Origin of the sequence: Desulfosoma sp. (assembly GCA_037481875.1) — a bacterium.
Classification (GTDB): domain Bacteria; phylum Desulfobacterota; class Syntrophobacteria; order Syntrophobacterales; family DSM-9756; genus Desulfosoma.
This window is the reverse complement of the sequence record JBBFKY010000005.1, coordinates 61,576-87,203: the sequence shown is the minus strand read 5'-3', so window position 1 is coordinate 87,203 and position 25,628 is coordinate 61,576. Positions and strand designations below refer to the sequence as shown.

General features: G+C 54.2%; 23 protein-coding genes. 9 read left to right on the top strand and 14 right to left on the bottom strand.

Annotation, left to right across the window (positions count from 1 at the left end):
* Window position 1: 1 nt before the first annotated feature.
* From atpB to WHS46_08680, 3 genes are all read left to right on the top strand, one after another.
* A complete protein-coding gene (atpB, locus tag WHS46_08690) occupies window positions 2–724 on the top strand; it encodes a F0F1 ATP synthase subunit A (protein ID MEJ5348750.1) in 723 nt (240 codons plus the stop codon).
* Between the two features lie 71 nt (window positions 725–795).
* Entirely contained in the window at window positions 796–1,167 is a 372-nt protein-coding gene (gene atpE / locus WHS46_08685) for an ATP synthase F0 subunit C (GenBank protein MEJ5348749.1), read from the top strand.
* A gap of 140 nt (window positions 1,168–1,307) precedes the next feature.
* Complete coding sequence (locus tag WHS46_08680; protein MEJ5348748.1) at window positions 1,308–2,015, top strand: redox-sensing transcriptional repressor Rex; 708 nt, start codon at window positions 1,308–1,310, stop codon at window positions 2,013–2,015.
* A 210-nt stretch (window positions 2,016–2,225) separates the two neighbouring features.
* Here WHS46_08680 and WHS46_08675 read toward each other — a convergent pair whose 3' ends face one another.
* Genes WHS46_08675 through WHS46_08645 form a run of 7 tightly spaced genes read right to left on the bottom strand, consistent with a single transcriptional unit; the run spans window position 2,226 to window position 12,243 of the window.
* Window positions 2,226–4,787, bottom strand: a complete 2,562-nt coding sequence (locus tag WHS46_08675; protein ID MEJ5348747.1) for an excinuclease ABC subunit UvrA — start codon at window positions 4,785–4,787, stop codon at window positions 2,226–2,228.
* A 12-nt stretch (window positions 4,788–4,799) separates the two neighbouring features.
* Window positions 4,800–5,831 (bottom strand): 4-hydroxythreonine-4-phosphate dehydrogenase PdxA, encoded by a 1,032-nt coding sequence (pdxA, locus tag WHS46_08670; GenBank protein MEJ5348746.1) that lies wholly within the window; start codon window positions 5,829–5,831, stop codon window positions 4,800–4,802.
* Window positions 5,832–5,840: 9 nt separating this feature from the next.
* Complete coding sequence (nadA, locus tag WHS46_08665; protein MEJ5348745.1) at window positions 5,841–6,752, bottom strand: quinolinate synthase NadA; 912 nt, start codon at window positions 6,750–6,752, stop codon at window positions 5,841–5,843.
* Window positions 6,753–6,766: 14 nt separating this feature from the next.
* Window positions 6,767–7,513: an outer membrane lipoprotein carrier protein LolA gene (locus WHS46_08660; GenBank protein MEJ5348744.1), complete on the bottom strand. Its 747-nt coding sequence runs from the start codon at window positions 7,511–7,513 to the stop codon at window positions 6,767–6,769.
* Window positions 7,514–7,534: 21 nt separating this feature from the next.
* Window positions 7,535–9,787, bottom strand: a complete 2,253-nt coding sequence (locus WHS46_08655) for a DNA translocase FtsK (GenBank protein MEJ5348743.1) — start codon at window positions 9,785–9,787, stop codon at window positions 7,535–7,537.
* A gap of 12 nt (window positions 9,788–9,799) precedes the next feature.
* Window positions 9,800–11,473: a ribonuclease J gene (locus tag WHS46_08650; GenBank protein ID MEJ5348742.1), complete on the bottom strand. Its 1,674-nt coding sequence runs from the start codon at window positions 11,471–11,473 to the stop codon at window positions 9,800–9,802.
* Window positions 11,474–11,475: 2 nt separating this feature from the next.
* The gene (locus WHS46_08645; GenBank protein MEJ5348741.1) at window positions 11,476–12,243 is read right to left on the bottom strand and encodes a lysophospholipid acyltransferase family protein; all 768 of its coding nucleotides are present in this window, start codon (window positions 12,241–12,243) and stop codon (window positions 11,476–11,478) included.
* Between the two features lie 226 nt (window positions 12,244–12,469).
* On the opposite strand from WHS46_08645, the gene WHS46_08640 reads away from it, so the two are divergent.
* Window positions 12,470–12,946 carry a single-stranded DNA-binding protein gene (locus WHS46_08640; GenBank protein ID MEJ5348740.1) on the top strand — a complete coding sequence of 159 codons (477 nt, stop codon included), beginning with the start codon at window positions 12,470–12,472 and terminating at the stop codon, window positions 12,944–12,946.
* A gap of 401 nt (window positions 12,947–13,347) precedes the next feature.
* On the opposite strand, the gene tatA is transcribed toward WHS46_08640, so the two are convergent.
* From tatA to rimO, 7 genes are all read right to left on the bottom strand, one after another.
* Window positions 13,348–13,560 carry a twin-arginine translocase TatA/TatE family subunit gene (gene tatA, locus WHS46_08635; protein ID MEJ5348739.1) on the bottom strand — a complete coding sequence of 71 codons (213 nt, stop codon included), beginning with the start codon at window positions 13,558–13,560 and terminating at the stop codon, window positions 13,348–13,350.
* 21 nt (window positions 13,561–13,581) lie between these two features.
* Window positions 13,582–13,983, bottom strand: coding sequence for a hypothetical protein (locus WHS46_08630; GenBank protein ID MEJ5348738.1), 402 nt, complete (start codon window positions 13,981–13,983; stop codon window positions 13,582–13,584).
* A 75-nt stretch (window positions 13,984–14,058) separates the two neighbouring features.
* Window positions 14,059–15,363: a glutamyl-tRNA reductase gene (hemA, locus tag WHS46_08625; GenBank protein ID MEJ5348737.1), complete on the bottom strand. Its 1,305-nt coding sequence runs from the start codon at window positions 15,361–15,363 to the stop codon at window positions 14,059–14,061.
* 10 nt (window positions 15,364–15,373) lie between these two features.
* Window positions 15,374–16,198, bottom strand: coding sequence for a c-type cytochrome biogenesis protein CcsB (gene ccsB, locus WHS46_08620; protein ID MEJ5348736.1), 825 nt, complete (start codon window positions 16,196–16,198; stop codon window positions 15,374–15,376).
* The gene (locus tag WHS46_08615) at window positions 16,180–16,896 is read right to left on the bottom strand and encodes a bifunctional precorrin-2 dehydrogenase/sirohydrochlorin ferrochelatase (GenBank protein ID MEJ5348735.1); all 717 of its coding nucleotides are present in this window, start codon (window positions 16,894–16,896) and stop codon (window positions 16,180–16,182) included. The genes ccsB and WHS46_08615 overlap by 19 nt, the downstream gene beginning before the upstream one ends.
* A gap of 441 nt (window positions 16,897–17,337) precedes the next feature.
* Window positions 17,338–18,363 carry a polyprenyl synthetase family protein gene (locus WHS46_08610; protein ID MEJ5348734.1) on the bottom strand — a complete coding sequence of 342 codons (1,026 nt, stop codon included), beginning with the start codon at window positions 18,361–18,363 and terminating at the stop codon, window positions 17,338–17,340.
* Between the two features lie 152 nt (window positions 18,364–18,515).
* Window positions 18,516–19,886: a 30S ribosomal protein S12 methylthiotransferase RimO gene (gene rimO / locus WHS46_08605; GenBank protein ID MEJ5348733.1), complete on the bottom strand. Its 1,371-nt coding sequence runs from the start codon at window positions 19,884–19,886 to the stop codon at window positions 18,516–18,518.
* Window positions 19,887–20,247: 361 nt separating this feature from the next.
* On the opposite strand from rimO, the gene WHS46_08600 reads away from it, so the two are divergent.
* From WHS46_08600 to aprA, 5 genes are all read left to right on the top strand, one after another.
* Complete coding sequence (locus tag WHS46_08600; GenBank protein ID MEJ5348732.1) at window positions 20,248–21,324, top strand: lytic transglycosylase domain-containing protein; 1,077 nt, start codon at window positions 20,248–20,250, stop codon at window positions 21,322–21,324.
* Between the two features lie 45 nt (window positions 21,325–21,369).
* Window positions 21,370–21,552, top strand: a complete 183-nt coding sequence (locus WHS46_08595; protein ID MEJ5348731.1) for a hypothetical protein — start codon at window positions 21,370–21,372, stop codon at window positions 21,550–21,552.
* A 166-nt stretch (window positions 21,553–21,718) separates the two neighbouring features.
* Window positions 21,719–22,954, top strand: coding sequence for a sulfate adenylyltransferase (sat, locus tag WHS46_08590; GenBank protein MEJ5348730.1), 1,236 nt, complete (start codon window positions 21,719–21,721; stop codon window positions 22,952–22,954).
* 165 nt (window positions 22,955–23,119) lie between these two features.
* Window positions 23,120–23,566 (top strand): adenylyl-sulfate reductase subunit beta, encoded by a 447-nt coding sequence (aprB, locus tag WHS46_08585; protein MEJ5348729.1) that lies wholly within the window; start codon window positions 23,120–23,122, stop codon window positions 23,564–23,566.
* Window positions 23,567–23,584: 18 nt separating this feature from the next.
* Window positions 23,585–25,498, top strand: a complete 1,914-nt coding sequence (aprA, locus tag WHS46_08580; protein ID MEJ5348728.1) for an adenylyl-sulfate reductase subunit alpha — start codon at window positions 23,585–23,587, stop codon at window positions 25,496–25,498.
* Window positions 25,499–25,628 lie beyond the last annotated feature (130 nt).

Here is a 25,628-nt window from a genome sequence, read left to right as displayed (position 1 = left end):
TATGGAACATCCGGTCTTGTTTCTCAGCATTCTTTTGGAGAAGCTGGGACTTCCCATCGTCCACAGCGCTGATGAAGCTCACACCTTTTTGCAAAAGCTGCTTCTACCCCATGTGGTGTACACCTGGGTGGTGGCCGCTGTGCTGCTCATTCTGGCCAAGCTGGCCGTAAGCCGCCTGGAATTGGTGCCGTCGGGCGGCCAGAACTTTTTTGAAATGGTCCTCACAGGGATTGAAGATTTCATGGTGGGGATTACGGGAGAGGAAGGACGCTTCGCCTTTCCGCTTATCGCCACTTTGGGCTTTTTCATTCTCTTGAGCAATTACATGGGGATGATTCCAGGCTTTTTCGCACCTACGGCCAACATCAACACCACGGCGGCCTGCGCCCTTATCGTGGTGACGTTTACGCATGTCATTGGCATCAGGTTTCACGGCGTCAAATACATCAAACATTTTATGGGTCCCATCTGGTGGTTGACCCCTCTGATTTTCCCGATCGAACTCATCGGCCATACGGCGCGCGTGCTCAGCCTGTCCATCCGTCTCTTTGGAAACATTTTCGGTGAAGAGCTGGTGCTGGCCATTTTGTTCTTCCTTGCGGGTCTGTATCTGGCTCCTCTGCCCATCATGTTCTTGGGGCTTTTCACCGGGTTTGTGCAGGCGTTCATCTTTTGTCTGCTGTCGTCCATGTATTTCGCAGGCGCCATTGAAGAGGCGCACTAGGCTTCCCAAGGCGGTTTCGGTTGGAGGAAAGGCCGCATAAACTTAATTCTCAATCCAAGGAGGTTGTATCGATGTCTAGGAAAGTTGGGTTCTTCACGACGCTGTTGGTTCTCGGGTTGACCACGTTGGCCATGGCTGCGGACGCGGGATCGGCCGAAAAGGTCGAAGGCCTTCGGTTCTTCATGTATTCGGCCGTGGCCGCAGGATTCGGGATCGCCATCGCCGCCTTCGGGACGGGCTTGGGCCAGGGCATGGCCATCAAGAGCTCCGTGGAAGGTGTGGCCCGCAACCCGGAAGCCTCCGGCAAGATCACGGTGACCATGATGATCGGTCTGGCCATGATCGAGTCCCTGTGTATCTACGCTCTGGTCATCGCCCTCATCCTCATCTACGCCAACCCGGTCTCCAAGCTCATCCAGGGCTTCGTGGGCCTGGCGCACTAAAGACGAGGCGAAGGCGCTCCGACGAAGGCTGAATCTCCGTGGGGATCGAGGGAAATCGCCCTCGGTCCCCATGCCCCGTAAGCGGGTGGTTTGGCCTTCTTTTAAACCTGGCCATGTGAAGAGCAGCACAACACGGATCCGTGGCATGGCTGCATGCACAAGGGCTTTTAAGGCGCGTTCCGGCGCGGCACCAACGGCTGCATGAGGGGCAGAGGATGAAATTTGCCAAAATCCCCATGGCGACCATTAACCGCCTGTCCATTTATGTTCGCACGTTACAAGAGCTTCTTGAAGAAGATGTGGACGTGATCTCTTCAGAGCGATTGGCCAAGCAGTGCGGAGTCAATCCTGCGCAGATTCGAAAGGACCTGGCTTACTTTGGAGAATTTGGGGTTCGAGGCGTCGGTTACCACGTGGCGGATCTGGTCAATCAAATCAAGGAGATTTTAGGGCTCAACCGTACGTGGAATCTGGCCATGGTGGGTTTGGGCAACATCGGCTCATCCATGGTTCGTCACGGCAATTTTGTCAAGCATGGCTACATTTTTACGGCAGCCTTTGACGTGGATCCTCAGAAGGTGGGAAAGAAGCTTCCCAACGGACTGATCGTGAATCATGTGGACGAACTGGAAGAAGTGGTGCGGGAAAGGGACGTCCACATCGGGGTCATCGCGACACCGGCCAGTGCAGCCCAAAGTGTTGCCAATCAACTCATTCTTGCAGGGATCAACGGCATCCTCAATTTCGCTCCGGTACAGATCCAGGTGCCGGATTGCTGCCACGTGGAAAACGTGGACTTCACCATCAAGCTGGACTGTATCGCCTACCATTTATCCTCGGGTGTTTAACAGGACCACGCACAGCGCTCTCGCGGCCCGCTCGCCGATAGACCGGCATGTGGCCGGGTCAAGGATCTCCAAAGGGTTGGTGGCGGAAGGATATCCCCGTTAGGGAAGAAGCGAAGCGAAATCGGCAAAAAAGCGGTGCCGCTTAGCCGAACAGGGGGGGCATGAAGCGGATGACCCCGAAAAACGAGCCGCGCCTGTTGGACCAGGTTCTTAGAAAGATGAAGCGCGCAAAGCTTTTATGGTTGGGGTGTCGAAGCGGGTGAGGACTTCTTCCAGAGGCCCTTCGGCTACGATCCATCCTCCATCAGGCCCGGCTCCGGGTCCCAAGTCCAACAGATAGTCGGCCGATCGCACAAATTGAAGATTGTGTTCAATAACGATCACGGTATGCCCTTTAGACACCAGCCGCTGAAGAAGGTTGACAAGGCGTTCCACGTCTTGAGGGTGCAACCCTGTTGTGGGTTCATCCAGAAGATAAAGGGATGGCTTGGCCGAGGAACGAGCCAGTGCCCTGGCCAGTTTCATGCGCTGGGATTCGCCTCCGGAAAGCGTGTAGCTTGGCTGGCCGAGCTGAAGATAACCGAGCCCCACCTCTTCCAGGACCGAAAGTTTTCGGGAGATGGCGGGCAGATGTCGAAACACATCCAGGGCTTCCGAAACGGTTAATCGCAGTACATCCGCCATGGACAGGCCCTTGAATCGAACGGACAAAGTGTTGGGTTCGTAACGAGAACCGTCGCAATAGGGGCATGTCACGTAAAAATCGGGAAGAAAGAGCATCTCCACGCGCAAACGTCCATCCCCTCGACAGAACTCACAGCGCCCACCTGGATTGTTAAAGGAAAATCTTTCTGCCGAATAGCCTCGAGCCTTCGCTTCCGGCAGCCCGGCAAAAAGGGCACGCAGCGGATCGAAGACGCCGCAGTAGGTAGCGGGAATGGACTTGGGAAGACGCCCCACGGGAGACTGATCCATGACATGGACGTGATGAATCATCTCCCAACCCGTAAGGTTTTCGAAAGGCAAAGACGGAGCGTCGGTTTTTCGCAAGGCTCGAAGCAAAGCTGGATAGAGGGTTTGGATCACCAGAGAACTCTTTCCCGACCCGGAAACCCCCGTCACACAGGTTAGGGCCCTGAGCGGGAAACGGGCTTTGATGTTTTTCAAGTTGTGCCCCTTAGCGCCGTGAATTTCCAGAAAGTGAAAAAAGTGTTTCCTGGAAAGGGGTCGCGGCCCCTCGGTTCCGGGAATTCGGCGAAGATACGGGGCTGTGGTCGAGTGCGCGCATTGGACCAATTCTTCGGGAGTGCCTTCAAAAACGAGACGTCCACCCGCGGGTCCTGCTCCAGGACCTAATTCGAGAACATAATCCGCCTTGCGCAAAGTATCCAGGTCGTGTTCCACCACAAGGACCGTGTTTCCAAGGTGCCGAAGGTCTCGAAGCACCCCCCTCAATCGGTTTCTATCCTGGGGATGAAGCCCCACACTGGGCTCGTCAAAGATGTAGACGGTGCCTGAAAAAGGTGCTGTCAGCTGCTGAGCCAATCGAAGGCGTTGGGTTTCGCCGGAAGAAAGGGAGGCCATAGATCGGTCGAGGCTGAGGTAGCCGAGGCCGAGGTTTTGTAAGGCGTTCAGTCGAGGGAGAATTTCCTGGCGGATTCTTGTCAGGATTTCCTTTTCATGGGAATGAAAATCCAGCTGCGTAAGCCAGGCACTCAATTCCTTAAGCGTCATGGCATTGACGGCTCCAATGGATTGTTCCCCAACGATGATCGAGAGGGCCTGCTTGTTGAGACGCATACCCTCACATGCCGCGCAGGGAATTCCCTCTGTCCAAGTCTGTTCCTCTCCCTCCTGCTTCGAGCTCTTGTTGGCTTTTAGGGTTCGCTCTAGTCCCGTGCCTTCACACCGCGGACACATCCCTTTCGGATGAAAAAAGGAGAACAAGGCCATCGAAGGCGCCTCGGCGCGATAGCCACACTGAGGGCAAACGGGAATCTGGGAAAAAGTGAAGCTTTCCCCTGTCTCCAGCAAGGCCTTGACGGTGCCTTGGCCGTGTCGTGCGGCCAGTTCCAGGGAACCAGAAAGGCGTCCCAGAGCATCAGGTTTCAGGCTCAGACGATCCACGACCAGTTCCAGAAAATACTGAGGACGCCTAGGAAGAACCGGCAAGGGATCCAGGGAATAAACCTGGTTTTCCCAGCGAATGCGTAAAAAGCCGTCCATTTTCAAAGAAGTCAAAACGCCGGAAAGCTTTCTTTCAGGAACCGGTTCCAAGGGAGCCAGAATCATCACTCGGGAACCTTCAGGACTTTGCAAAAGCTGCTCAGCCATCTGCCCAATGGTGTAGGATCGAATGGGAAGACGACAGGTAGGGCATGTAGGTGTCCCCAGTCTTGTAAAAAGCAGCCTCAGAAGATCGTAAATGTCCGTGAAGGTCCCTACGGTGGACCGAGGATGAGCGGGAAAACGGCCCTGCTCCAATGCGATGGTGGGACTCAGGCCTTCAATGGAGTCCACCTCAGGCTTTTCCCACCGAAAGGCAGGCACAAGAGCCATGCTGGAAGAAGGCAAAAAAGTGCTGAAATAGCGTCGTTGCGTCTCGGCGTGCAGCACATCGAAAAGGAGCGTCGACTTTCCGGAACCGCTTACCCCTGTGACCACCACAAAGGCCTGTTTGGGAATATCCACATCAAGGTCTTGCAAATTGTTTTGCCGGGCTCCTCGAATGCGAATCCATTCACGAGATGCCTTTTCGAAGGTCTTTTGCATGTTCTGGTGCGCTCAGCTTTTTCGGTGGCGAACCATGGTCACGGCGGTCTGCATGGCATAAAGAAGGCTTCCGCAGTGGGCGATGCCTTTTCCGGCGATGTCATACCCCGTGCCGTGATCCACGGAAGTTCTTACGATGGGAAGCCCCAAGGTCACATTGGTGGCTTCGTAGAAGTGCACCAGTTTCAAAGGGATAAGCCCTTGGTCATGGTACAAGGCCAAGACCGCATCAAATTCACCTTGAAAGGCTCGAAAAAAAACCGTGTCAGGGGGGTAAGGGCCCGAAACGTCGCATGAAGGATGGGAGTGGCGAAACTGGTTCACCGCTGGAGCGATGACGTCCAGTTCCTCGCGCCCGAACCGACCCGCTTCTCCTGCGTGCGGGTTCAGACCCGAGACGGCCACTTTGGGACATGCAATACCGAAATCCCTTTTGAGCGAACTTGTAAGGACTTCCAGGGTGTGGAAAAGATTTTCCTGTGTGATGCGTTTTGGAACATCGCGCAAGGCACAGTGAATGGTGGCTAGAGCCACCTTCAGTTTCGGGCCTGCAAGCATCATGACTACGTGCGAAGCCCCCGTAAGATGCTGAAGAAATTCCGTATGCCCGGGAAAGGAAAATCCCTGTCGCTGGAGGACATCTTTATGAATAGGACCTGTGACCACGGCATCCACGACGCCGTTCAGCGCCAGATGCACGGCGGTACGAATGAAACCGATGGTTTCGCGGCAAGCCGCCGCTGAGGGGTTGCCGTAAGGTATGTCCCTAATGGACAGTGGCGTTCGGCACAGGATGTAAACATCTTCGGGCTGCTTGTCTTGGGTGATGTGACCAACTTCGCGAATCACCTTAAAAGGAAGCTCGGCTCTAACAAGATCCATGGCCCTTTGAAGTGCCGTCACATCCCCGATAATCACAGGCAGACATCTTTCCTGAACCCATGGGTGTTGCAGAGCCTTGACGATCACTTCCGGCCCTACCCCGGAAGGATCTCCCATGGTAACGGCAACAATGGGCCGATACGACTCGGTTCTTCCACCCATGAACCGACCTCAAATGAGCAGCATGCGTTCGACGGCCTGCAGGGCTTTCACACGAATGTCTTCCGGGACACGGACCTGGGGGCTTAGAGTTTTCAGGCTACGAAGAATGTCATCAAGGGACGTTTTTTTCATATCCGGACATACCATGTGGGAGGAGACGGGGTAAAAGGTTTTGGTCGGGTTATCCCGCCGCATAGGGTGCAAAATACCCGTTTCTGTGCCGATGAGAAAGGTGTCATGAGAACTTTGGCGAACATAACGTAACATGCCTGATGTGCTTGTGATTTCATCGGCCAGATCCAGCACTTCCGGCCGGCATTCCGGGTGCGCGAGAAAGAGCGCCTCCGGGTGGGCGGCTTTGGCCTCTTGAACCATGGAGGCCGTTAACCGATGATGCACAGGGCAGTAGCCTTTCCAGAAATGGATCGTCTTGTCGGTATACCGGGCGGCATAAAGAGCCAAATTTTGGTCGGGAACGAAATACAAGGCTTTTTCTTGGGAAAAGGAAGCCACCACGCGCGTGACATTGGCCGACGTGCAGCAGATCGTGCTCTCTGCCTTCACTTCCGCCGTTGAATTGACATAGGTCACAATGGGGACTTCGGGAAACTCTTGCCGAATTCGGCGTACATCCTCTGCCGTAATCATGTCCGCCATGGCACAGCCGGCTGACGGGTTAGGGAGCAAAACAATTTTTTCGGGGTTGAGAATGGCGGCTGTTTCCGCCATGAAATGCACCCCGCAAAAAACGATGACGTCGGCATCCGTTTCCTGAGCTTTGCGACTCAGTTCCAGGGAGTCCCCGGTAAGGTCGGCAATGTCCTGAATGACGCCGGGCTGATAATTGTGCGCCAAAAGGATGGCGTTTCTTTCCTTTTTCAAGGCCAAAATCTCTTGAACCAAAGGATTATTCAAGGACATGGGTTTCTCCGCTTTTAATCTCCAAGTCGACGCTTGATGGCGCCGATCTCTTCGGGATGCAGTTTTCTTCCGGACGGATCCAAGACAACGACGGTCTCATCCGGATTAAAAGCAAAAAGTTCCTTGGGCAGGTTGGGAACGTATTTCTGATTGTGAAATTGAATGCGATTGATGTTGCCCAAGGCATCATGGGCTTCGATTTCAGTGATAGTGTATGCGGTGGTGTCCACCCAGACGCGCAGATCCCTTACATTGGGATCTTCCTGTTTGGGGGTCAGGCGTAACACGGCGGTCTCTTCCGAGGCCGAGGCTGCGTCCAGAGTCGCCTGAAAATTTTCTTTCAGTTGGACCACGCCCTCAAAGAAAGTGCGCATCACAGGGGATTGCAGCAGTTCTTTCATTTCCAACAGGGATATTTGGCGGTCTTCAGGAATATACAGCCAAGCTGTGTCCTTAAAGGCGACAAAGATCTGACGATCTGGCGCTTCGTATTCCCAGCGCATGCGGTAAGGTTTTTGATAGTAAAAAACCCCGTGAGCTTTCGTGGTGGCTCCTGAACTCGCCACCGATGTGGTCCATTGCGTAAAATCGGCCGTATAGGCCGATAGGGTCCTGTACGTGTTTTCCATCTTGGAAAGAATTTCAGGGACACTGATCTCCGCGGCCTGACCGGCTTCCGAAAATTCAGGCGAAAAACCTTGAGCGGCGGTCAAGATTCCCAGCAGGAAAAATGCCAGGCCTTTGCCAAAAGTTGTCACCATCACGGAGTATCCTTTTCTTTTTTATGAGTTCAAAGAGTCCTTGGAAACCAGAACCTCTCGAGGTTTGCTTCCATCGGAAGGGCTCACGATGCCCTGTTGTTCCATGATTTCAATCATGCGCGCAGCTCTGTTGTACCCGATGCGCAGCCGCCTTTGAATCATGGAAATGGAAGCTTGACGTGTTTCCACCACAAGGCGAACGGCTTCTTGATACTTTTCATCCATGTCCTCATCGGCTGTTTCGGAGACATTTTCCTTCTCCGCAAAAGAAACTCTTCCTGCAATCGGATCCGTCTCGGGTTGGCGTTCCCGCCAAAAATCGGTGACACGTTGCACTTCTGCATCTGAGACAAAAGCCCCTTGAATGCGCTGCAGTTTTCCTGTGCCCGGAGGCAGGAACAGCATGTCGCCTGCGCCCAGCAGAGTTTCTGCGCCATTGGTGTCCAAGACGGTCCGAGAATCCACTTTGGACGACACCTGAAAGGAGATACGCGTGGGAATATTGGCTTTGATGATCCCGGTTAGAACATCCACCGATGGCCTTTGGGTGGCCAGTATCAGGTGAATGCCTGCCGCTCGAGCCATCTGGGCCAATCGCGTGATAGATTCTTCCACTTCTCGGGAAGCAACCATCATAAGGTCCGCCAGTTCATCGATGATGAGCACGATATAGGGCAAGGTGTGATGATCCAAGACCGTGCCGTTGGCTGTTTCTCGAGGAGACGTTTGCGGGGATTTGCGGGAATCTTCTTTGCTGAGAACGCGATTGTAGGATTCGATGTTGCGCACGTTCTTGTCGGCCAAAAGTTTATAGCGCAGTTCCATTTCTTGAACGGCCCAACGTAGGGCTCGCGTTGCCATCTTAGGTTCCGTGACCACAGGATGAAGCAGGTGCGGAATGTTTTCGTAGGTGCTCAATTCAATCCGTTTAGGATCGATCAAGAGAAATCTCAAGCTCTCTGGTGTGTTGCGATAAAGAAGGCTCAGCAGAATCGCATTGATGCAGACGGACTTTCCTGTGCCGGTGGCTCCGGCGATGAGCAGATGAGGCATACGGGTCAATTGGGTGATCACTGGGTTTCCGGTGATGTCCTTGCCCAAGGCGATGGTCAAGGGAGACGTGGAGGCGGCGAAGGCCTTGGATTCAATAATGGAACGCAAAGACACCATGGCTCTTTTTTCATTGGGAATTTCAATGCCGATGGCGGCCTTACCAGGGATCGGGGCCACCACGCGAACACTGGCGGCTTTGAGAGCCATGGACAGGTCATCGGCCAGTCCCACAATGCGGCTGATCTTGATTCCTGGTGCCGGGCTGTATTCATACATGGTGATGACCGGTCCCGGATTGATGCCCACCACCTGGCCTTGAACACCGAAATCCGCCAGCTTTTCTTCCAGGGTACGCGCCTTTTGCTGCAAGAGTTCGGGATTCGGGGAGGCTTCTTCCTCTGCGTAAAAATCTAGGAGATCTACAGGAGGCAAAGGAAGATTTGGGCTGATTCGAGACGACGGGATGAAAGACTTGTCCTGAGTCGATGCCTTTGGCGCTTCATCGGCGATGGGCATGAAGCTGCCCATTTCAGCCGCATCCTTGACTTTGCGTTCTGAAACAGCCGAAGATTTAGGGCGACGCGCCGAGGGCTGCGTCTTAGGCTCTACCGTGGGCTTTTCGATCCTTGCAGTTGAACGGGTGGCGGGACGAGACGTTAACGCCTTGGTAAGCACAGACAAAATGGCGCGGGGAACGACCAGCAGCATTCGGCCTAAAGATCTTAAAGTGAAGGGCGTGGCCATAACCGTCCCCATGAGAAAAACACCTCCTAAAAGAACGTAGGCTCCCAGGCTGTTTAATCGTGCGGCCAAAAAGGAAGCCGAAAGACTTCCCAGTGTTCCACCTGCTGGAATCTCGTGACCGAAAATCGATATTGTGGGGCCTGAAAAGGCCGCCAGGCTCATGGCGGCCCAGAGCATCAAAAACAGACCTGGAAGTTGCATACGGCCGTAGGCGAAGACGGGAAGACCTCGAAGCAGGCGCCAGCTCCACCACACACCTAGAACAGGTACGACATAGGCCACGATGCCGACCAGAAAGAACAAAAGCCAGGAGACATGAGCGCCCAGCACACCCACCCGGTTCATGGTGGGGCGTCCCGAGGGCGAAGACCCAAAAAAGGTGGGATCGGTGCTCTGATAAGAAACAAGGCTTGCAGCGATGAGAATGCTGACCGTGAGCACGGCCAGGGCCCAAGCTTCGTGTTTCTTGCGTTCCACGCAACGCCCCCTTTAGACCTCCACCACCATGGGATGGATGAACGGTCGCCTTTCCAGAACCTTTTGAAAGAATTTTTTAAGCTCCCGCCGAATCTCCAATTGAAAATCTCCGCAGTCCATCATCTCTCCCTCGGCCTGAAACCGCTCGAGAACGTCCAAAATGAGGCAGCGTGCGCTGTCGAGAATCTCTGGTTTTGTCTCTTCCAGAATAAATCCGCGACTGACCACTTCCGGACCACTGAGAATCTCGCGAGTCTCTTTGCTGATCACCAAAGAGACCAGGACCATGCCGTCCTCCGAAAGGTGTTTTCGGTCTCGAAGCACCAAGTCGCAGACATCGCCGACACCTTTACCGTCCACAAAAACCCTTCCCGTTTCAATGCGCTTGTGGACTGAAGCGGCACCTTCTTTAAAGGAAACAACGTCCCCGTTTTCCACCACCAGACAGTGATCCTCCAAAATCCCCAATCTTTGGGCCAGTTGTTTGTGCTGCACCAGGTGGCGATATTCCCCGTGGATCGGAATGAAATAACTGGGCCGCACCAGATTGATCATGGTCTTGAGTTCTTCACGGTAGGCATGTCCTGAGACGTGAATTTCCTTAACCTGATCGTAAATGACTTGAGCCCCGTGACGGTACAGATGATTGATGATGTTGTGAATGGCTCGTTCGTTTCCCGGGATGAACTTGGAGGAAAAAACCACGGTGTCTCCCGGCTTGATGGACAATTTCTTGTGCACGTTGAAAGCCATGCGGGTCAGGGCGCTCATGGGTTCTCCCTGACTGCCGGTGGTCAGCATGAGCACCTTGTTGTCGGGCAGATGCTGCAGTTCCACCAGAGTGGTTTCAAGGTCCGGATCAAAATGGAGGTAGCCCAACTGGGAAGCGATGCGCACATTGGCGACCATGGACTTGCCGCTGAAAAAAACCTTTCGGCCGAATTCCGCCGCCAGATCCAGCACCTGCTGAATTCGATGAATGTTACTGGCAAAAACCGCCACGATGATGCGACCGGAACATTCCCTGAAAATTTCTCGAAAAGTGTGCCCGATGTCCCTTTCTGACAGGGTGTAACCTTCTTTTTCCACATTGGTGGAATCCGAAAGAAGGGCCAGAACACCTCGTTCTCCATAGGCGGCAAATCGGGCCGTATCAAACCTTCTGCCGTCCAGAGGCGTATGGTCGATCTTGAAATCCCCGGAATGAACGATGATACCCTCAGGACTTTCCACAGCCAAGCCCACACCGTCTGGAATGCTGTGACAGACCTGAATAAACTCAATGCGTAAAGGCCCCAAGTCTATCTTTTCCCGCGCTTGAGTGCGATGCAGCACCGTGCGGTCCAGCAGTCTGTGTTCTCGAAGTTTTTCTTCTACTAGAGCAAGCGTGAGCGCTGTACCGTAAATGGGAACGGGAAATTCACGAATGAAGAAAGGTATCGCCCCGATATGATCCTCATGCCCATGAGTGACCACCAAAGCGCGAACCTTATCCTTGTTTTGACGAAGGTACGAAAAATCGGGAATAACAATGTCGATCCCTAACATTTCCTCTTCGGGAAACATCAGGCCGGCATCCACCACCACAATGGTTTCGCCGTATTCGATCACCATCATATTAAGGCCGATTTCACCACAGCCTCCGAGAGGAATCAGGCGTAAAGCTGGTTTTTCGGAATGATTCATGGTCATAGAGCTGCAGAGCGAACCTGCACGGCTGGGGACTCGGCGTTCAGGTTCCCTCCTTCCCTTTCAGTGAGGTGGCGCCGAATGGCTTCGCGAACCTTTTCAATCACTCGATCCCGGTCCTCCATGGTCATCTTGGCCGTCTCGATAGGTTCGCAAATGGTCATGCGAAGACGCCCGGGTCGAACCAGGCGGGCTCCTTTAGGTAAAATCTTATAGGACCCGCTCAAGGCAATGGGCACTATGGGTTGCCCGGACTGAATGGCCAAAATGATACCCCCTTTCTTGAAGGGTTGAAGAACACCGTCGCGGCTTCGAGTGCCTTCTGGAAAGATGACGATGGAGGTTCCTTCTCGAACTCGACGGGAGGCTTCCTCCAAGCTTTGAAAAGCCTTTTTGCGGTCGGATCGATCGATGGGCACGTAGCCGATGAGACGCATGGCATGGCCAAAGATGGGTATACGAAAGAGTTCTTCCTTGGCCAGCCATCGAAACTGAACCGGCAATTTGCCGAGTATGGCAAAGATGTCGAACCAACTCTGATGATTGGCGGCATAGACCACGGGTTTTTGAGGATCCAGATGTTCCTGGCCGTGGACCTCCACAGTCACGCCAGCCGCCCATAAATTAAGATTACCCCAGAGGCGGCCGCACAAATGGGCCCAATCACTGCGGCGGGTCAGCAACACGATGCCAATGGCTGCAAGACCCAAAACGACGGTGGAGACCAGAAGCATGGCATAAAATGTGGCGGTTCTAACCCACCTCATGAGAACACCTCGGTTTAACTATAGGGAAAAAGGCATTAAAATCCTGAAGCGCCGGGCAGTCTAAAGGTATTCCTCACCAGAGTCAACTTCCTTCAAAAGGGCCCGACACCGGACTTGTTGTGGAAAAAGCCTCCGTGCTATAAGCAAAGAAGGATGCGCGTTTCACTTAAAAGAGAACCATGGCAACGAGGCGACGGCCTTAGAACCTGGAAAAGCGAGGGAAAGCATGGCACGGACATTGAACAAAGTCATCCTGATCGGGCGCTTGGGTGGCGATCCGGACGTGCGTTACAGCCAGACGGGTTTGCCGGTGGTGCGTTTCAGTCTGGCAACCAATGAAAGAGTTCCTGTAGGCGAAGGCAATTGGGAAGATCGCACCGAGTGGCATCGCATTGTGGTGTTCGGCAAGTTGGCCGAAAACTGTTCCAATTACCTTTCCAAAGGTCGATTGGTGTATGTGGAGGGGCGTCTTCGCACCAATCAATGGGAAGATGCGCAGGGTACGCGAAGGTCCACAACGGAAATTCATGCGACGGATGTGGGATTTCTGGACAGCGGACGAGAGGCTTCGGTTCAGGCTGAAACCAGCCAGGAGGTTTTTCGACGAGGTCCCGCCCCGGCTCTAAAGCCCGAAGAAACTTTTCCGGATTCTCTTCCGGAAATGCCTGAACCTCGCAACAAAGGGGATGATTTTCCTTTTTAAACCTTCTTCGAGGGGGGTGGTTCACCTCTCTCCGTGAAAGAGCTTCAACTCCCTGCCGAGGGGAGGTCTCGTGCCAAAGATCCTCTTTGCTATTGGGCGGTCCCGTTCCCCCTTCCTCGTCACAAACCTTGTGGGGCGGAGCCATGTGTCCGCCCCAAAACATGCCATGGGGGCCCGGGTTTGAGGCGCACACACCGGTGCGCCCCTGCAGGATCTTGCGCATGGAGTGTGCCTTGACCCCTATCGGGGATGGAAGCCTTCGTAACCAGGAGATCCAGGATCCTGCAAAGAAACAATCCTCCACAGGTCTCCCATGGGTGTTGGCACATCAAGACGACATAGCAGGGATTCTTCGAGTGCCGCTGCAAATTCTTCTGTTTCTCGAAGTTTTTGATCGAAAATCAGCTGCTGGGTTTTTCAGACCCGCCGGTGGAAGCTTCGATCTTTTCCGTTTTCTTTTCCGTAATTTCAGGTTCTTCCTGAGTCGCTTTCTTGAAGTTTCGTATGCCCTTGCCGAGTCCGGCACCGATTTCAGGCAGTTTTCCGGCTCCAAAGATAATGAGCACGATCACCAAAATGACCAACAATTCGGGCATGCCGATGCCACCAATCATGAAAAGGCTCCTTCCTCGAGGTTAAGTTCCCAAAAGTTGCTCCACCTCTTGGACCAATTGAAGAAATTCTTTAGACCGCCGATACTCGTCAAGCCGACGTTGATGTTCCAGCCAACTTTCCCAGACCTTCATCCACAGAGCGTTATGCCAGTAATGGGCGGCGGGGCTCTCCGGATGGTCCACTCTTTTTCGGTATTCCTGATACTCTTCATAACAATGCCTGCAAAAAGGATACGGGCTGGCATACCTTTCACCCGACCGTTCCACTGGGTCCAGTTGGGTGCCGCACTTCGCGCACTTGAAAGCACATCGACTGCATTGGAAAAGACTGCGCAGGGCCTCCACCTTGCGACGGCGGGTTTCGGCATCCTTTTCGGCCCTGGAGCCTTCGCATCGCTTGCCGAAATCAATGATTTCCGCCATAGCCCCCCTCGTCTTTCTCGCTGTCATTCCGACCCATTGCATCTCCGAGCAGGATGACGGCAGGAATCGTTAACATTACCCATCGGTGCAGTCAAGCGAGCTTACGGGCGTCTCTTCCCTGTCAAGGTTGAAGAGTTGCTGCGTGAAATTGACGTACATGTTCTTGGAATCCCTCACCGATTTTTTCTTTAAGAAAATAATCGGGTCGTGCAGAAGTTTCTTGATGATCGACTCCGTCAGCACTCCGATGGCTTCCTTTTCCTTATCACCCAATCCGGGAAGTTGGGAAAGGGTTTTGCGCAGTTCCGTTTGTCGAATTTCTTCCGCCTTGCGACGCAAAGCGATGATGGTCGGCACCACATCCAGTGTTTGAAGCCATTGGTGAAACTGCAGAGTTTCTGTGTCGATGATGAGCTGGGCCTTTTCCGCTTCGTGACGCCTTTCGGAAAGATTGAGGTCCACGATGCCCTTTAAATCGTCGATATCGTAGAGATACACATTGTCCAGATCGTTTACCTTGGGATCCACATTACGGGGCATGGCGATATCGATGAAAAACAAGGGGCGGTTTTTGCGCTTACGCATGCGAGGTTTAAGGTCATCGGCATAGAGAATGGGTTGGGCGGCGGCTGTGGAACACAGAACGATGTCCACGTCCAGCAAGGCGTCCAAAAAATGAGCGAACGGAATCGTTTGGGCCTGGAAGCGTCGAGCCAACTCCACAGCACGTTCCAGAGTGCGATTGACCACCACCATGTCCCGAACCCCGTGCGCTCGAAAATGTGCCGCGGCCAGTTCCGCCATTTCGCCGGCCCCAAGCAGCATGACCCGTTTTCCCTGGAGTTGTCCAAAGATTTTCTTGGCCAGTTCCACAGCGGCGTAGCTCACGGACACGGCGTGACAACCGATATTGGTTTCCGTGCGCACGCGTTTGGCCACGGAAAAGGTCTTGTGCAGCAGCCGGTTCAACACCACACCCACTGTTCTGTAATGAGTGGCTTCTCGATAGGCTTCCTTGATCTGACCTAAAATCTGAGGTTCACCCACGACCATGGAATCCAAGCTGGAAGCCACTCGAAAAAGATGCCGTACCGCTTCCAGGTTCTTGTGCACGTAGAGGTGCTTGAGGACCATCTCTTTGGGAAGGCCCACCAACCGGACCATGATGTCTGTGATTTCTTCGATTCCGTCGGAGCCGTTGTGCGTCGTAAAAAGGAACTCCACTCGGTTACATGTTGACAAAAAGAACATTTCTTCCACAGCCCGACAGTGAGGTCGATGCTCCAAAGGGCTGGCGGTCAGACGACAGACCTGGGCGATGCGTTCCCGGATTTCGACAGGAGCTGTCTTGTGGTTCATTCCGACCAGATAGATATCCATGGCCACATCCTCATTGTGAGGAAAACAGGGTATGATGCCCTTTAAGAAAAAGGTTAACCCCCAAAAAAGTCAGCAAAACAAAGGAAAATCCAAAGATTGCCAACCAGGCCGCCTTGCGACCGCGCCAACCTACGGCGAGGCGCTCATGAAGCAGGACGGCGTAGATGAGCCAAGTCATCAAAGCAAAAATTTCCTTAGGGTCCCAATTCCATGGGGATTTCCAGACGGTGCTGGCATAGAGAAACCCAGCCAAAAGACCTACTGTCATTAGAGGAAATCCCGTGAGCAGGCACACGTGATTGACCCTATCCAACCGTTCCAAGGCGGGTAAGCGATCGGAAAAGGGCCCGCGCTTTTTTTTCTTAATCGTCCGTTCCTGGTAAAGGTAGAGCACCCCGGCTGCAAAAGCCACAGCAAACAAGGCGTTAGCGGCGAATAGCGTGCTCACATGAATCCACACCCACGCGCTTTTCATAAGGGGTGAGTCGGAAATCATGTGGGAAGGCAAGATGGCCGAAGCGAACATGAAAGCTGCGGCCAAAGGGGCCACAAAGGCTCCCAGAATACGTAAACGTAAACGGTTTTGTAGGATCAGGTAGGCTCCCACCAGAAGGAATGAGAAAAAAGAAAGGGCTTCCGAGAGGCTGGTGACCGCCAAATGACCTGCCTCTAGGGAGCGCAGCACGATGGCGGCGCCATGCGAAAGCATTCCGGCCACCAGGACGAACAGAGCGGCCCGATGCGCATTTTCCCCGTTTCGTAAAAGGAAAATGAAATAGCCCACGGAGCCGACACAATAGCAGCATACGGCAAGGATCAGCAGGAGGTGTTCCATGCCTTGTTCCATAAAGATGCCACTTGATCATGCGGGACAATGCCCTGACAAACTTCGGAAACGGCGTCGATCATCTGGGAAAATCTTTGAGTTCGAATCCATTCCGTCAACGGAAGTTCCGCAATCTTGCGAAACAGTTCCTGGTTGGCGGCGCTGTTTCGGCTTTGGCCCTGAATGCGCCGGCGCAATTCTCCCAGGAACCGTAGACAGGGTTCCCATTCAGGACCGAACTGTTCCTCGAGCTTTTCACGAACCCTTCGAGCAACGGCAGGACTCAAGCCTTCCGTGGCTACTGCGATGGTCAAGGGGCCACGTCGAAAGGATGCTGGCACAACGCAGGTGCCCAGATGAGGTGCCGTAGCCATGTTACACCACACACGGCGGTTTCGAGCCTCCTCGGCAAGACGGCGGTTGAGATCCTCGTCACTGGTGGCCGCAAAAACCAGATCGACTCCGTCCAACTGTTGCGGATCATAGTCGGGTCCGAGGTAAGAAAGCAGGCGGCGGTTCTTGGCATCCGTCAACCATGGGGTGAGTTCCCGAGCAACGAGGCGCACAAGGGCGCCGTGTGCCAAGAGTTTTCGCACCTTTCTTTCCCCGACCGCCCCGCCTCCCACAACCAGGCACACTCGATCTTTGAGCGAGAGAAAAAGCGGGTACATGGGAGGATGTTGGGGTAAAGACTCGACCTTATACAAAGGCGCCTTCTCCTGAAAAAGACCCTCGAGCCATCTTGCTTTCGGCAAAGCTTTTTCGCCGAAACACGCGATCCGTTTAACACGAGCGAGCATTCCAGGGCAAGCACCGACGTCCGACACGAAAAGCTTGCCCGACAAGGCATAGTGAGCGTTACATCGAAAGCCATGCCAAAAGTAAGGACGAGGCGGCCGAATCGGGCCGGCCACGACACCGGTGCAGCGGGTGGCATCGAATGCCGTTTTATGGTAGGGGCGAGGCATTACCTCGCCCTGACAGCCCCGAACTATGTCTTTTCGTGAGAGGGCCGGCCTCCGGCCCGGTCATGATGCGGGCAGGACGCCCGTGGTTGCACGGAAAAATCTGTTCTCGGACAGCCCACTGAGGGTCTCGAGGCGTGCGGCAAACCCTGAAAAGACTGGTGCATGCTCTGATAAGAGCTGCTAGGAACGCCGGCAAAGGACGTAGTCGGCGATATCTTGCAGGAGAGACTTGGTGGGACAGGGGGGGAAGGCATCGAGGTTTTGCTTGGCCATGGCCACGTGTTCAGCGGCGCGTTGCACCGTGTAATCCACACCGCCCAATTCCTGAACCAGACGCTGAACGGTCTGGATCTCCTGCATTGATTGGTGTTCCGCCGTGAAGACCTTTCGAATCAGGTCGCGGCGAGCCGCATCGGCCTGGGCCATGGCGTAAATCAAAGGAAGTGTGGCCTTGCCTTCCTGAAGGTCGTTCCCAACGGGTTTTCCCAATTCTCCGACGGTTCCCACATAGTCCAATGCGTCGTCAATAAGCTGAAAGGCAATGCCTAAATGAAGCCCGTAATCGCTCAAAGCCTTTTCCTGAACCGTGGAAGCCTGGGCAAAAATGGCTCCGATACGACAAGCCGCACTCATCAGCACGGCCGTCTTTCGAATGATGACTTCCATGTAGGACGGTTCATCGGTTTCCAAGTCATCGGAATGAATCAGCTGCAGGACTTCACCCTCGGCCATGCGTGTGGTGGTGTCTGAAAGGACTTCCAGGATGCGTAGGTTGTTGTAAAGGACGGTCATGAGGATGGCTTTGGAATAGAGAAAATCCCCCACAAGAACCACCGCCGGATTGCCCCAAAGGGTGTTGGCGGCCGGTTTTGTGCGTCGTATTTCCGCATTGTCCACCACATCGTCATGCAAAAGGGTGGCGGCATGAAGGAATTCAAACACCACGGAAAGATCAGCGTCCTTATCCCCTTCATAGCCGCACAGCTTCGAAGATAGTACCATTAAAAGGGGACGAAGGCGTTTTCCCCCACTCTCCATGATGTATCGGCCTACCACCTCGATGAGCGGCACACTGGAACTCAAATGCCGCCGAATGGCCTGTTCAATGCGCTCCAATTCAGGACGAATGCTCGCGTAAATACGAGCTTTGAGTAGATCACCTTTCGTGGAGGTGGGGATGGCATGGGGGACGGCAGATACAGTCACGACAGCGGCTTCGCTCCTCACAGGCCCTAACAAGACGGCCTGTCCACAAGGCTTCGGCTTCGAAAAACACGACCCGGTTCATAGCGAAAAAACCTAAAGGTGTCAAAAAATTTTCTTCCGCCTTTAGGCTGCCGGGGACGTTCTTGTGGTCTTCAGATTTCCGGAAACCTCTGGAGTTCGTGAGACGAGGAAGGAAGAAGGCGGGCTTCCAAGTCATAGGCGTGAGCCTTAAGAATTTCTCCTAGCACAATGTCCCCGGCCTTGGCTTCTCCATCCACAATCAGCACACACCCGTCCACTTCAGGGGCTTGGCCGGGAAGCCGGCCGACGGCCAAGTATTCCGTTTCCGAATGCAGCCCTTCCACTAGGATCGGCAGACGACGCCCTACCAGCCGTTTAAGATTAGCTCGTGATATGGCTTGTTGAAGAGACATGAGAGCATCCCGCCTGGCCAACTTCACCTCTTCGGGAACAGGATTCGAAAGGCGGGAAGCTCGACAGCCCTTTTCGGCGGAAAAAGCAAAAACACCCATATGGTCAAATCGTACTGCCTCCACAAATCGGCAAAGTTCGCGAAAATCGTCTTCGGTTTCTCCGGGAAATCCCACCATGAGCGACGTCCTTAGAGACACCTCGGGCAACAGGGTGCGTACTCGATCGATAAGATCCATGGGGTGAAGACATTTTTCACGCCGATGCATGGCTTCCAGAATCCTTGGGACACAATGCTGAAAGGGAATGTCCAGGTAAGGAACCACCTTGGAACTGCCGGCCATGGTACGCAAAAGTTCATCGTGGATACCGAAAGGAGACGTGTACAACAAGCGCACCCATCGCAGTCCCGAAACTTCCTCGAGAGCTTCCAAAAGGCGGCACAAAGCGCCGGACTGTCCGAGGTCCGATCCAAAAGCGGTGGTGTCCTGAGCAATCAGGTTGACTTCCACCACACCGGCCTGCACAAGATCACGAACCTCTTGAACCACGTCCTCCACGGTGCGGCTGCGACACGGGCCGCGCAGAGCCGGAATCAGGCAAAAGGAACAACGATGGCTGCAACCTTCAGCGATTTTCACGTAAGCCCAATGGGCCGGTGTGGACGGCAGGCGTTGAATTCCTCCATGATAAAAATAACCGGGACGATCCAGAAGAATTGTGGGTGAACCTTTTCGAAGAAATTCGGTGAAAACCTCTGCAAATCGATGGTAGTAGGATGTGCCGAGGAAAAGATCCACTTCAGGAAGCAAGGCAACGAGCTTACGGCCGTAACGCTGTACCATGCACCCGACCGCCACCAGATGCGCGCAGGCTCCTTCCTCCTTGCATCGCGACATTTCCAGGATATGGTCCACCGCTTCTTGCACCGCCGATTCCAAGAAACCACAAGTGTTGACCACAATGAGTTCCGCCTGCAAAGCATCGTCGACGATCTCGTAGCCCATATGACGGATCTGAGCGGCCAGGACCTCACTGTCCACCAAATTCTTGGCGCACCCTAGACTCACCACCGCAGCTTTCTTAACCATGCCCATCCTTTCAACGTTCCCGCCCAGCCTTCGCACAGGAATTCTCTAATCAAAAGAAGTGCCAGAAAAGGGCTCTGTATACAAAAAAATTTTGGTCCAGAGGGAGTGAAAAAAAGTTTTTGCTCGGAAATGGAAGCATACGTCAGAAAAAACTCCTGGAAAGATTGCCCTTGAACATTTGTGAACAAAGAAGGTTTTTCTGATCGGGCCTGAAAGCTGAATCAGGGAATTCGGGATCAAATCCTGGAAAACGTCCTTTCACGCGGTTTGTCCCAAAAGCCCATTGGCGGCTAAAGGATTGCAGTAACCCAACGGCCTGCGATCACGAGGCCATTGGCAGGATCTTTAACAAGGAGTTATCATGGCGACGATCCTTCGGCATGGGTTTTACCGGCCCCAGGAAGAGCGCGCAGGGACTCAACCTTCACTTTTTCTCTCCATCGTGCTGGTGCTTTTCATGACCGTCCCGGCTTTCACGACCACAAAAGCCATGGCGGGTTCGGTCGATCCACTGGAACGGATCCTCGGCGTCGACCAGAGGGTAAGCCTTCCGTCAGGAGACTCTCTTCTAGCGGCTGTTCCCGTGAAACCGGGAACTCGAGGCCGCTCTCCTTCAGCCTTCCCTCTTGATTCCCCAGCGCTTTTGCAAGAACAGTCCATAACCTTTCAAGAACATCCCAGCATCTCGGCCTTCGTGCAAAAGCATGTGGTGCGTGACCCCGATGGGTTCCAACTGATGTTGGAGCGGGCCTGGATGTACCTTCCTATCATGAAGGAAATCCTGGATGTGGTGGGGGCGCCTTCCGATCTTTTGGCTGTGGTTTGTGTGGAAAGCCGTTTTCGAGGCCAGGCGAGATCGGGTGCTGGAGCCGCCGGGTTCTGGCAACTTATGCCAAGGACGGCTCGCACTCTCGGTCTGCGTGTGGACGGCTGGGTGGATGAACGTTTCGATCCTATCAAATCCACTCGAGCCGCGGCCGTGTATCTTATGGACCTCTACGAACAGTTCGGTTCGTGGGAAATGGCTTTGGCGGCCTACAATGTGGGTGACGGAGCGGTGCGTCAGGCCATGAGCCGCTATCGTACAGAGGACTTTTGGACGCTCTACAGAATGAAGGCCCTGCCCTATCAGACGCGGCAGTTTGTGCCCAAGGTTTTGGCGGCCGTCAAGGTGCTTCACAATTTTAAAGACTACGGGCTGGAAAAACCCAATTATGAACCATTATGGGCTTTCACCACCGTTTGGGTGCATCACCCCTTGTCGCTCAACCAAGCTTCCGCTTGGACCGGTGTTCCCCTGGAGGTCTTGAAGCGACTGAATCCAGCCCTGCGCCGAAACCAAATTCCTTCAGGGACGGGCTACCAACTGAGGCTTCCACCCGCGGCGGTGGAAGATTTTCTGTTGGCCTATGAAAAGCTGATGAACAAAAGAAGCTGACCTGGGTCTCCGTGCTTTCTTGGGGACTCAAGATGCGGAGTGATCATGAGCATTCGAGCTGTTGCCCAAGAGCTGTACCAATGCATGAAACGCCTTGAAGAGCTTGAGAAAAAATTGGCGTCCCTGCCCCCGAATCACCCCGAAAGGCCTGGACTGGAAAAGGCTTTGGCAGAGACCAAAAAAGAACGAGACCAGCTCAAAGGGGCTCTGGAAGGCGCCAAAAGCTAAGAGACCGATCATTCTCTAGAAAATGCCTGTCTGTCTCTTTGCGTCTTTTTTCACTTGACATGGTGACGCTGCCCTTTATAATGCGATTGATCCGGATTGCACAAGCTGGAATGCCGCCTCTTGCGGATGGTGCGTAGAGCTAACAACGAAACGAGGAGAGTGGATTATGTCCAAGTTGGTTCCTCCCCATGGAAAAGAAAGAAAGCTCAAACCCCTGCTTTTGGAAGGTGAAGCTCGCAGAGCTGAAATGGAAAAAGCCAAGACCCTGAAAAAGGTCCCCATGACGAGCCGGGAGGCTTCGGACTTGGTCATGTTGGGCATCGGTGCCTTCACGCCTCTTGAGGGCTTCATGGGCTATGACGACTGGAAGGGTGTTTGTGATGAATACAAGATGGCGGACGGCACTTTCTGGCCTATTCCCATCACCCTTTCCGCGGACAAAGACCTTGCCGACAGCTTGGCTCCCAATGAGGAAGTGGCCCTGTGGGATGTGGAAAACGACCAGATCCTGGGCACCATGAAGGTGACGGAAAAATATACCATTGATAAAGAACACGAATGCAAGTCCGTATTCTGGACCACGGACGCGGCCGGGCATCCGGGGGTCGCGAAGGTTATGGCCCAAAAGGAATTCAACCTGGCCGGTCCCGTGAAGGTTTTGAGTGAAAGCTTCTATCCGGAAGTGTTCAAAGGTACTTATCAAACGCCGGCGGAAGCGCGCAGGATTTTTGACGAAAAGGGTTGGGCTCGAGTGGCTGCGTTTCAGACTCGCAACCCCATGCACCGCAGCCATGAATATCTTTGCAAGATTGCCGTGGAAGTCATGGACGGCGTCTATATTCACCAGCTTCTTGGAAAGCTCAAAGCCGGGGATATTCCCGCCGATGTTCGCAAGAAAGCCATTGACGCTCTGGTGGACAATTACTTTGTGAAAGACACCATCGTGGTGGGCGGTTATCCGGCTGAAATGCGTTATGGGGGTCCTCGAGAAGCCTTGCTTCATGCCGTGTTTCGCCAAAATTACGGCTGCAGCCATCTGATCGTAGGGCGTGACCATGCGGGTGTGGGTGACTATTACGGCCCGTTTGACGCTCAGAAGATTTTTGATGAAATCCCTCAAGACGCCTTAATCACCAAGCCGCTCAAGATCGATTGGACCTTCTGGTGCTTCAAGTGTGATGGCATGGCTTCCATGAGGACCTGCCCGCACGGTAAAGCCGACCGTCTCATTCTTTCGGGCACCATGGTACGCAAGACCTTGTCCGAGGGTGGGGAACTGGATCCGCATTTCTCTCGGCCCGAAGTTTTGGAGATTCTCAAGGAGTACTACGCAAGCCTGGAAGAAAAGGTGGAAATCAAGCTTCACGGAGCGGCCACAGGGGATGCTCCGGCCAAGAAGTAAGAGACCGCATTTTGGTGGGGGAGCCCTTTCTGGGGCTCTTCCCACGGGGGAAACGGAGTGTTTGCATCCAAGGAAAGGAGGTGCAACGGCTGTTTCTTTGGGGCGAGCTCAGGAAAGGGTTCGCAGAGGTCAGTGGTTTCGTGACAACCTTTAGGAGGTGAAGAGATGCCTAGTTACGTCATTCTCGAGAAATGCGACGGCTGCAAGGGGCAGGACAAGACCGCGTGCATGTACATCTGCCCCAACGACCTGATGGTCCTGGACAAGGAAAAGATGAAAGCCTTCAACCGGGCTCCGGAAATGTGTTGGGAATGCTATAACTGCGTGAAGATCTGCCCGCAGCAGGCGGTGGATGTCCGTGGTTATGCCGACTTCGTTCCCATGGGCGCCTCGGTTGTGCCGCTTCGCGGTTCCGAAGACATCATGTGGACCGTGAAGTTCCGCAACGGCGAAGTGAAACGGTTCAAGTTCCCCATTCGGACGACCCCGGAAGGCCAGGCTAAGCCGTGGCCCGATGAGTGGCAAACGGGTTCCGATGACATCAAGAGCCCTGTGCTCTGCACGGAACCGGCGTCCACCCTGGCGGCAGAACTTCCCACCCTGAAGAAGTAACCTTAAGGAGGTGAACACATGAAGCCTTCCGATTTCGAAACTGTACGAGTCGATACCGATCTTCTTATTCTGGGCGGTGGTATGTCCGCCTGTGGCGCCACTTTCGAGGCGTCCTACTGGGCCAAGAAGTACGGCTTGAAGGTCACCGTGGTGGACAAGGCCGCCATGGATCGTTCCGGCGCCGTGGCCATGGGGCTTTCCGCCATCAACCAATACATCGGTTATGGCAAGGGCCAAAACACCGTTGAAGATTATGTCAAGTACGTCCGTCAGGACCTCATGGGCATTTCCCGTGAAGACCTGGTGTACGACATCGCCCGTCACGTGGACAGCTCCGTGCATCTTTTCGAAAAATGGGGTCTTCCCATTTGGAAAGATGAAAACGGCGAATACGTCCATGAGGGACGTTGGCAGATCATGATCAACGGCGAATCCTACAAGGTCGTCGTGGCCGAAGCCGCTAAGAACGCACTGGCCACCATGGGCGACAAGGGCCAGCTGTTCGAGCGCGTTTTTATCGTTGAGCCGCTTCTGAACAATGGCAAGTGTGTGGGTGCCGTAGGTTTCAGCGTTCGTGAAAACAAGTTCTATGTCTTCACGGCCAAGGCCACCATCGCCTGCATGGGTGGTGCGGTGCATGTGTTCCGGCCGCGTTCCGTGGGTGAAGGTCTGGGCCGCGCGTGGTATCCGCCTTGGAATAGTGGTTCCACGGCTTACTTCACCATTCGTGCCGGCGCCGAAATGACCTGCCAGGAAGTGCGCTTCATCCCCGTGCGCTTCAAAGACGGTTACGGCCCGGTGGGTGCGTGGTTCTTGCTGTTCAAGTCCCGCGCCACCAACGCTCTGGGTGAAGAGTACATGGTGACCCGCGCCAACGAGCTGCCCAAGTGGGCTCCTTACGGCACCGGTAAGCCTATCCCGGCCAACCTGCGTAACTGGCTCGGTATGGAAGACGTCATGGCCGGTAAGGGTCCGATCTACATGAGGACGGAAGAGGCCATCGCCAACCTGGCTGCCAAGTACAAAGACGATCCCAAGGCCTTCAAGAAGAAAATGAAGGAATTGGAAGCCGAAGCTTGGGAAGACTTCCTTGACATGACCATCAGCCAGGCCATTCTGTGGGCCGGTATGAACATTAAGCCGGAAGAAAAGCCTTCGGAAATCGCTGCCGCCGAACCGTACTTCATCGGTTCGCACTCCGGTGCTTCCGGTGCCTGGGTGTGCGGTCCCGAAGACCTGATGCCTGCGGAATACCGCAAGCAATGGGAACCCATCGGTGTCTACAACCATATGACCACGGTTCCGGCGCTGTTCACGGCGGGTGACGGTGCGGGTGCCTCCTCGCACAAATTCTCCTCCGGTTCCCACGCCGAAGGCCGTATCGCGGCCAAGGGCGCCATCGCCTACATCCTGGACCACAATCAAGCTCCGGCTGTGGACGAAGCCCAGGTGGCGGCGCTGCGCGACAAGATTCTGGCTCCGTTGGCTCGGTTTGAAGAATTCGCGGCTCTGTCCAGTGACCCGGACATCAACCCGAACTTCATCAAGCCGAAGATGTTCATGTTCCGCCTCCAGAAGATCATGGATGAATACTGCGCCGGTGTGTCGGCTCAGTTCACCACCAACAAGCACTTGCTGGAGCGCGGCCTTGAACTGCTCACCATGCTGAAGGAAGACTCCGAAAAGCTGGCGGCCGAAAACCTGCATGAACTCATGAGGTGCTGGGAAAACGTGCAACGTATGTGGATCGCCGAAAGCCACCTGCGTCACGTCCTGTTCCGCGAGGAAAGCCGTTGGCCCGGTTATTACTACCGTGCCGACTGCCCGGATATGGATGAACAGAATTGGCATTGCTTCGTCAACTCGGTTTGGAATCCTGCGACCGGCGAATGGACCATGAAGAAGGTCCCTGTCGTTCACCTGGATGTCTAAACCTGTGACGTGACAAGCCAGCCCCCTGGGTGCTCGAAAGAGCCCCAGGGGGTTTTTTAATGGAAAAACACCGCGTTGCCACAGTGGCTTGCCTGCCTGCTATCCCTATGTTATGGGACGGCGCGGGTAA

Coding starts and splice junctions, on each gene's coding strand:
- atpB (MEJ5348750.1), top strand. CDS start 2: ATGGAACATCCGGTCTTGTTTCTCAGCATTCTTTTGGAGAAGCTGGGA.
- atpE (MEJ5348749.1), top strand. CDS start 796: ATGTCTAGGAAAGTTGGGTTCTTCACGACGCTGTTGGTTCTCGGGTTG.
- WHS46_08675 (MEJ5348747.1), bottom strand. CDS start 4,787: ATGCAAAAGACCTTCGAAAAGGCATCTCGTGAATGGATTCGCATTCGA.
- pdxA (MEJ5348746.1), bottom strand. CDS start 5,831: ATGGGTGGAAGAACCGAGTCGTATCGGCCCATTGTTGCCGTTACCATG.
- nadA (MEJ5348745.1), bottom strand. CDS start 6,752: ATGTCCTTGAATAATCCTTTGGTTCAAGAGATTTTGGCCTTGAAAAAG.
- WHS46_08660 (MEJ5348744.1), bottom strand. CDS start 7,513: ATGGTGACAACTTTTGGCAAAGGCCTGGCATTTTTCCTGCTGGGAATC.
- WHS46_08650 (MEJ5348742.1), bottom strand. CDS start 11,473: ATGAATCATTCCGAAAAACCAGCTTTACGCCTGATTCCTCTCGGAGGC.
- WHS46_08645 (MEJ5348741.1), bottom strand. CDS start 12,243: ATGAGGTGGGTTAGAACCGCCACATTTTATGCCATGCTTCTGGTCTCC.
- WHS46_08640 (MEJ5348740.1), top strand. CDS start 12,470: ATGGCACGGACATTGAACAAAGTCATCCTGATCGGGCGCTTGGGTGGC.
- tatA (MEJ5348739.1), bottom strand. CDS start 13,560: ATGATTGGTGGCATCGGCATGCCCGAATTGTTGGTCATTTTGGTGATC.
- WHS46_08630 (MEJ5348738.1), bottom strand. CDS start 13,983: ATGGCGGAAATCATTGATTTCGGCAAGCGATGCGAAGGCTCCAGGGCC.
- hemA (MEJ5348737.1), bottom strand. CDS start 15,363: ATGGATATCTATCTGGTCGGAATGAACCACAAGACAGCTCCTGTCGAA.
- ccsB (MEJ5348736.1), bottom strand. CDS start 16,198: ATGGAACACCTCCTGCTGATCCTTGCCGTATGCTGCTATTGTGTCGGC.
- rimO (MEJ5348733.1), bottom strand. CDS start 19,886: ATGGTTAAGAAAGCTGCGGTGGTGAGTCTAGGGTGCGCCAAGAATTTG.
- WHS46_08600 (MEJ5348732.1), top strand. CDS start 20,248: ATGGCGACGATCCTTCGGCATGGGTTTTACCGGCCCCAGGAAGAGCGC.
- WHS46_08595 (MEJ5348731.1), top strand. CDS start 21,370: ATGAGCATTCGAGCTGTTGCCCAAGAGCTGTACCAATGCATGAAACGC.
- sat (MEJ5348730.1), top strand. CDS start 21,719: ATGTCCAAGTTGGTTCCTCCCCATGGAAAAGAAAGAAAGCTCAAACCC.
- aprB (MEJ5348729.1), top strand. CDS start 23,120: ATGCCTAGTTACGTCATTCTCGAGAAATGCGACGGCTGCAAGGGGCAG.
- aprA (MEJ5348728.1), top strand. CDS start 23,585: ATGAAGCCTTCCGATTTCGAAACTGTACGAGTCGATACCGATCTTCTT.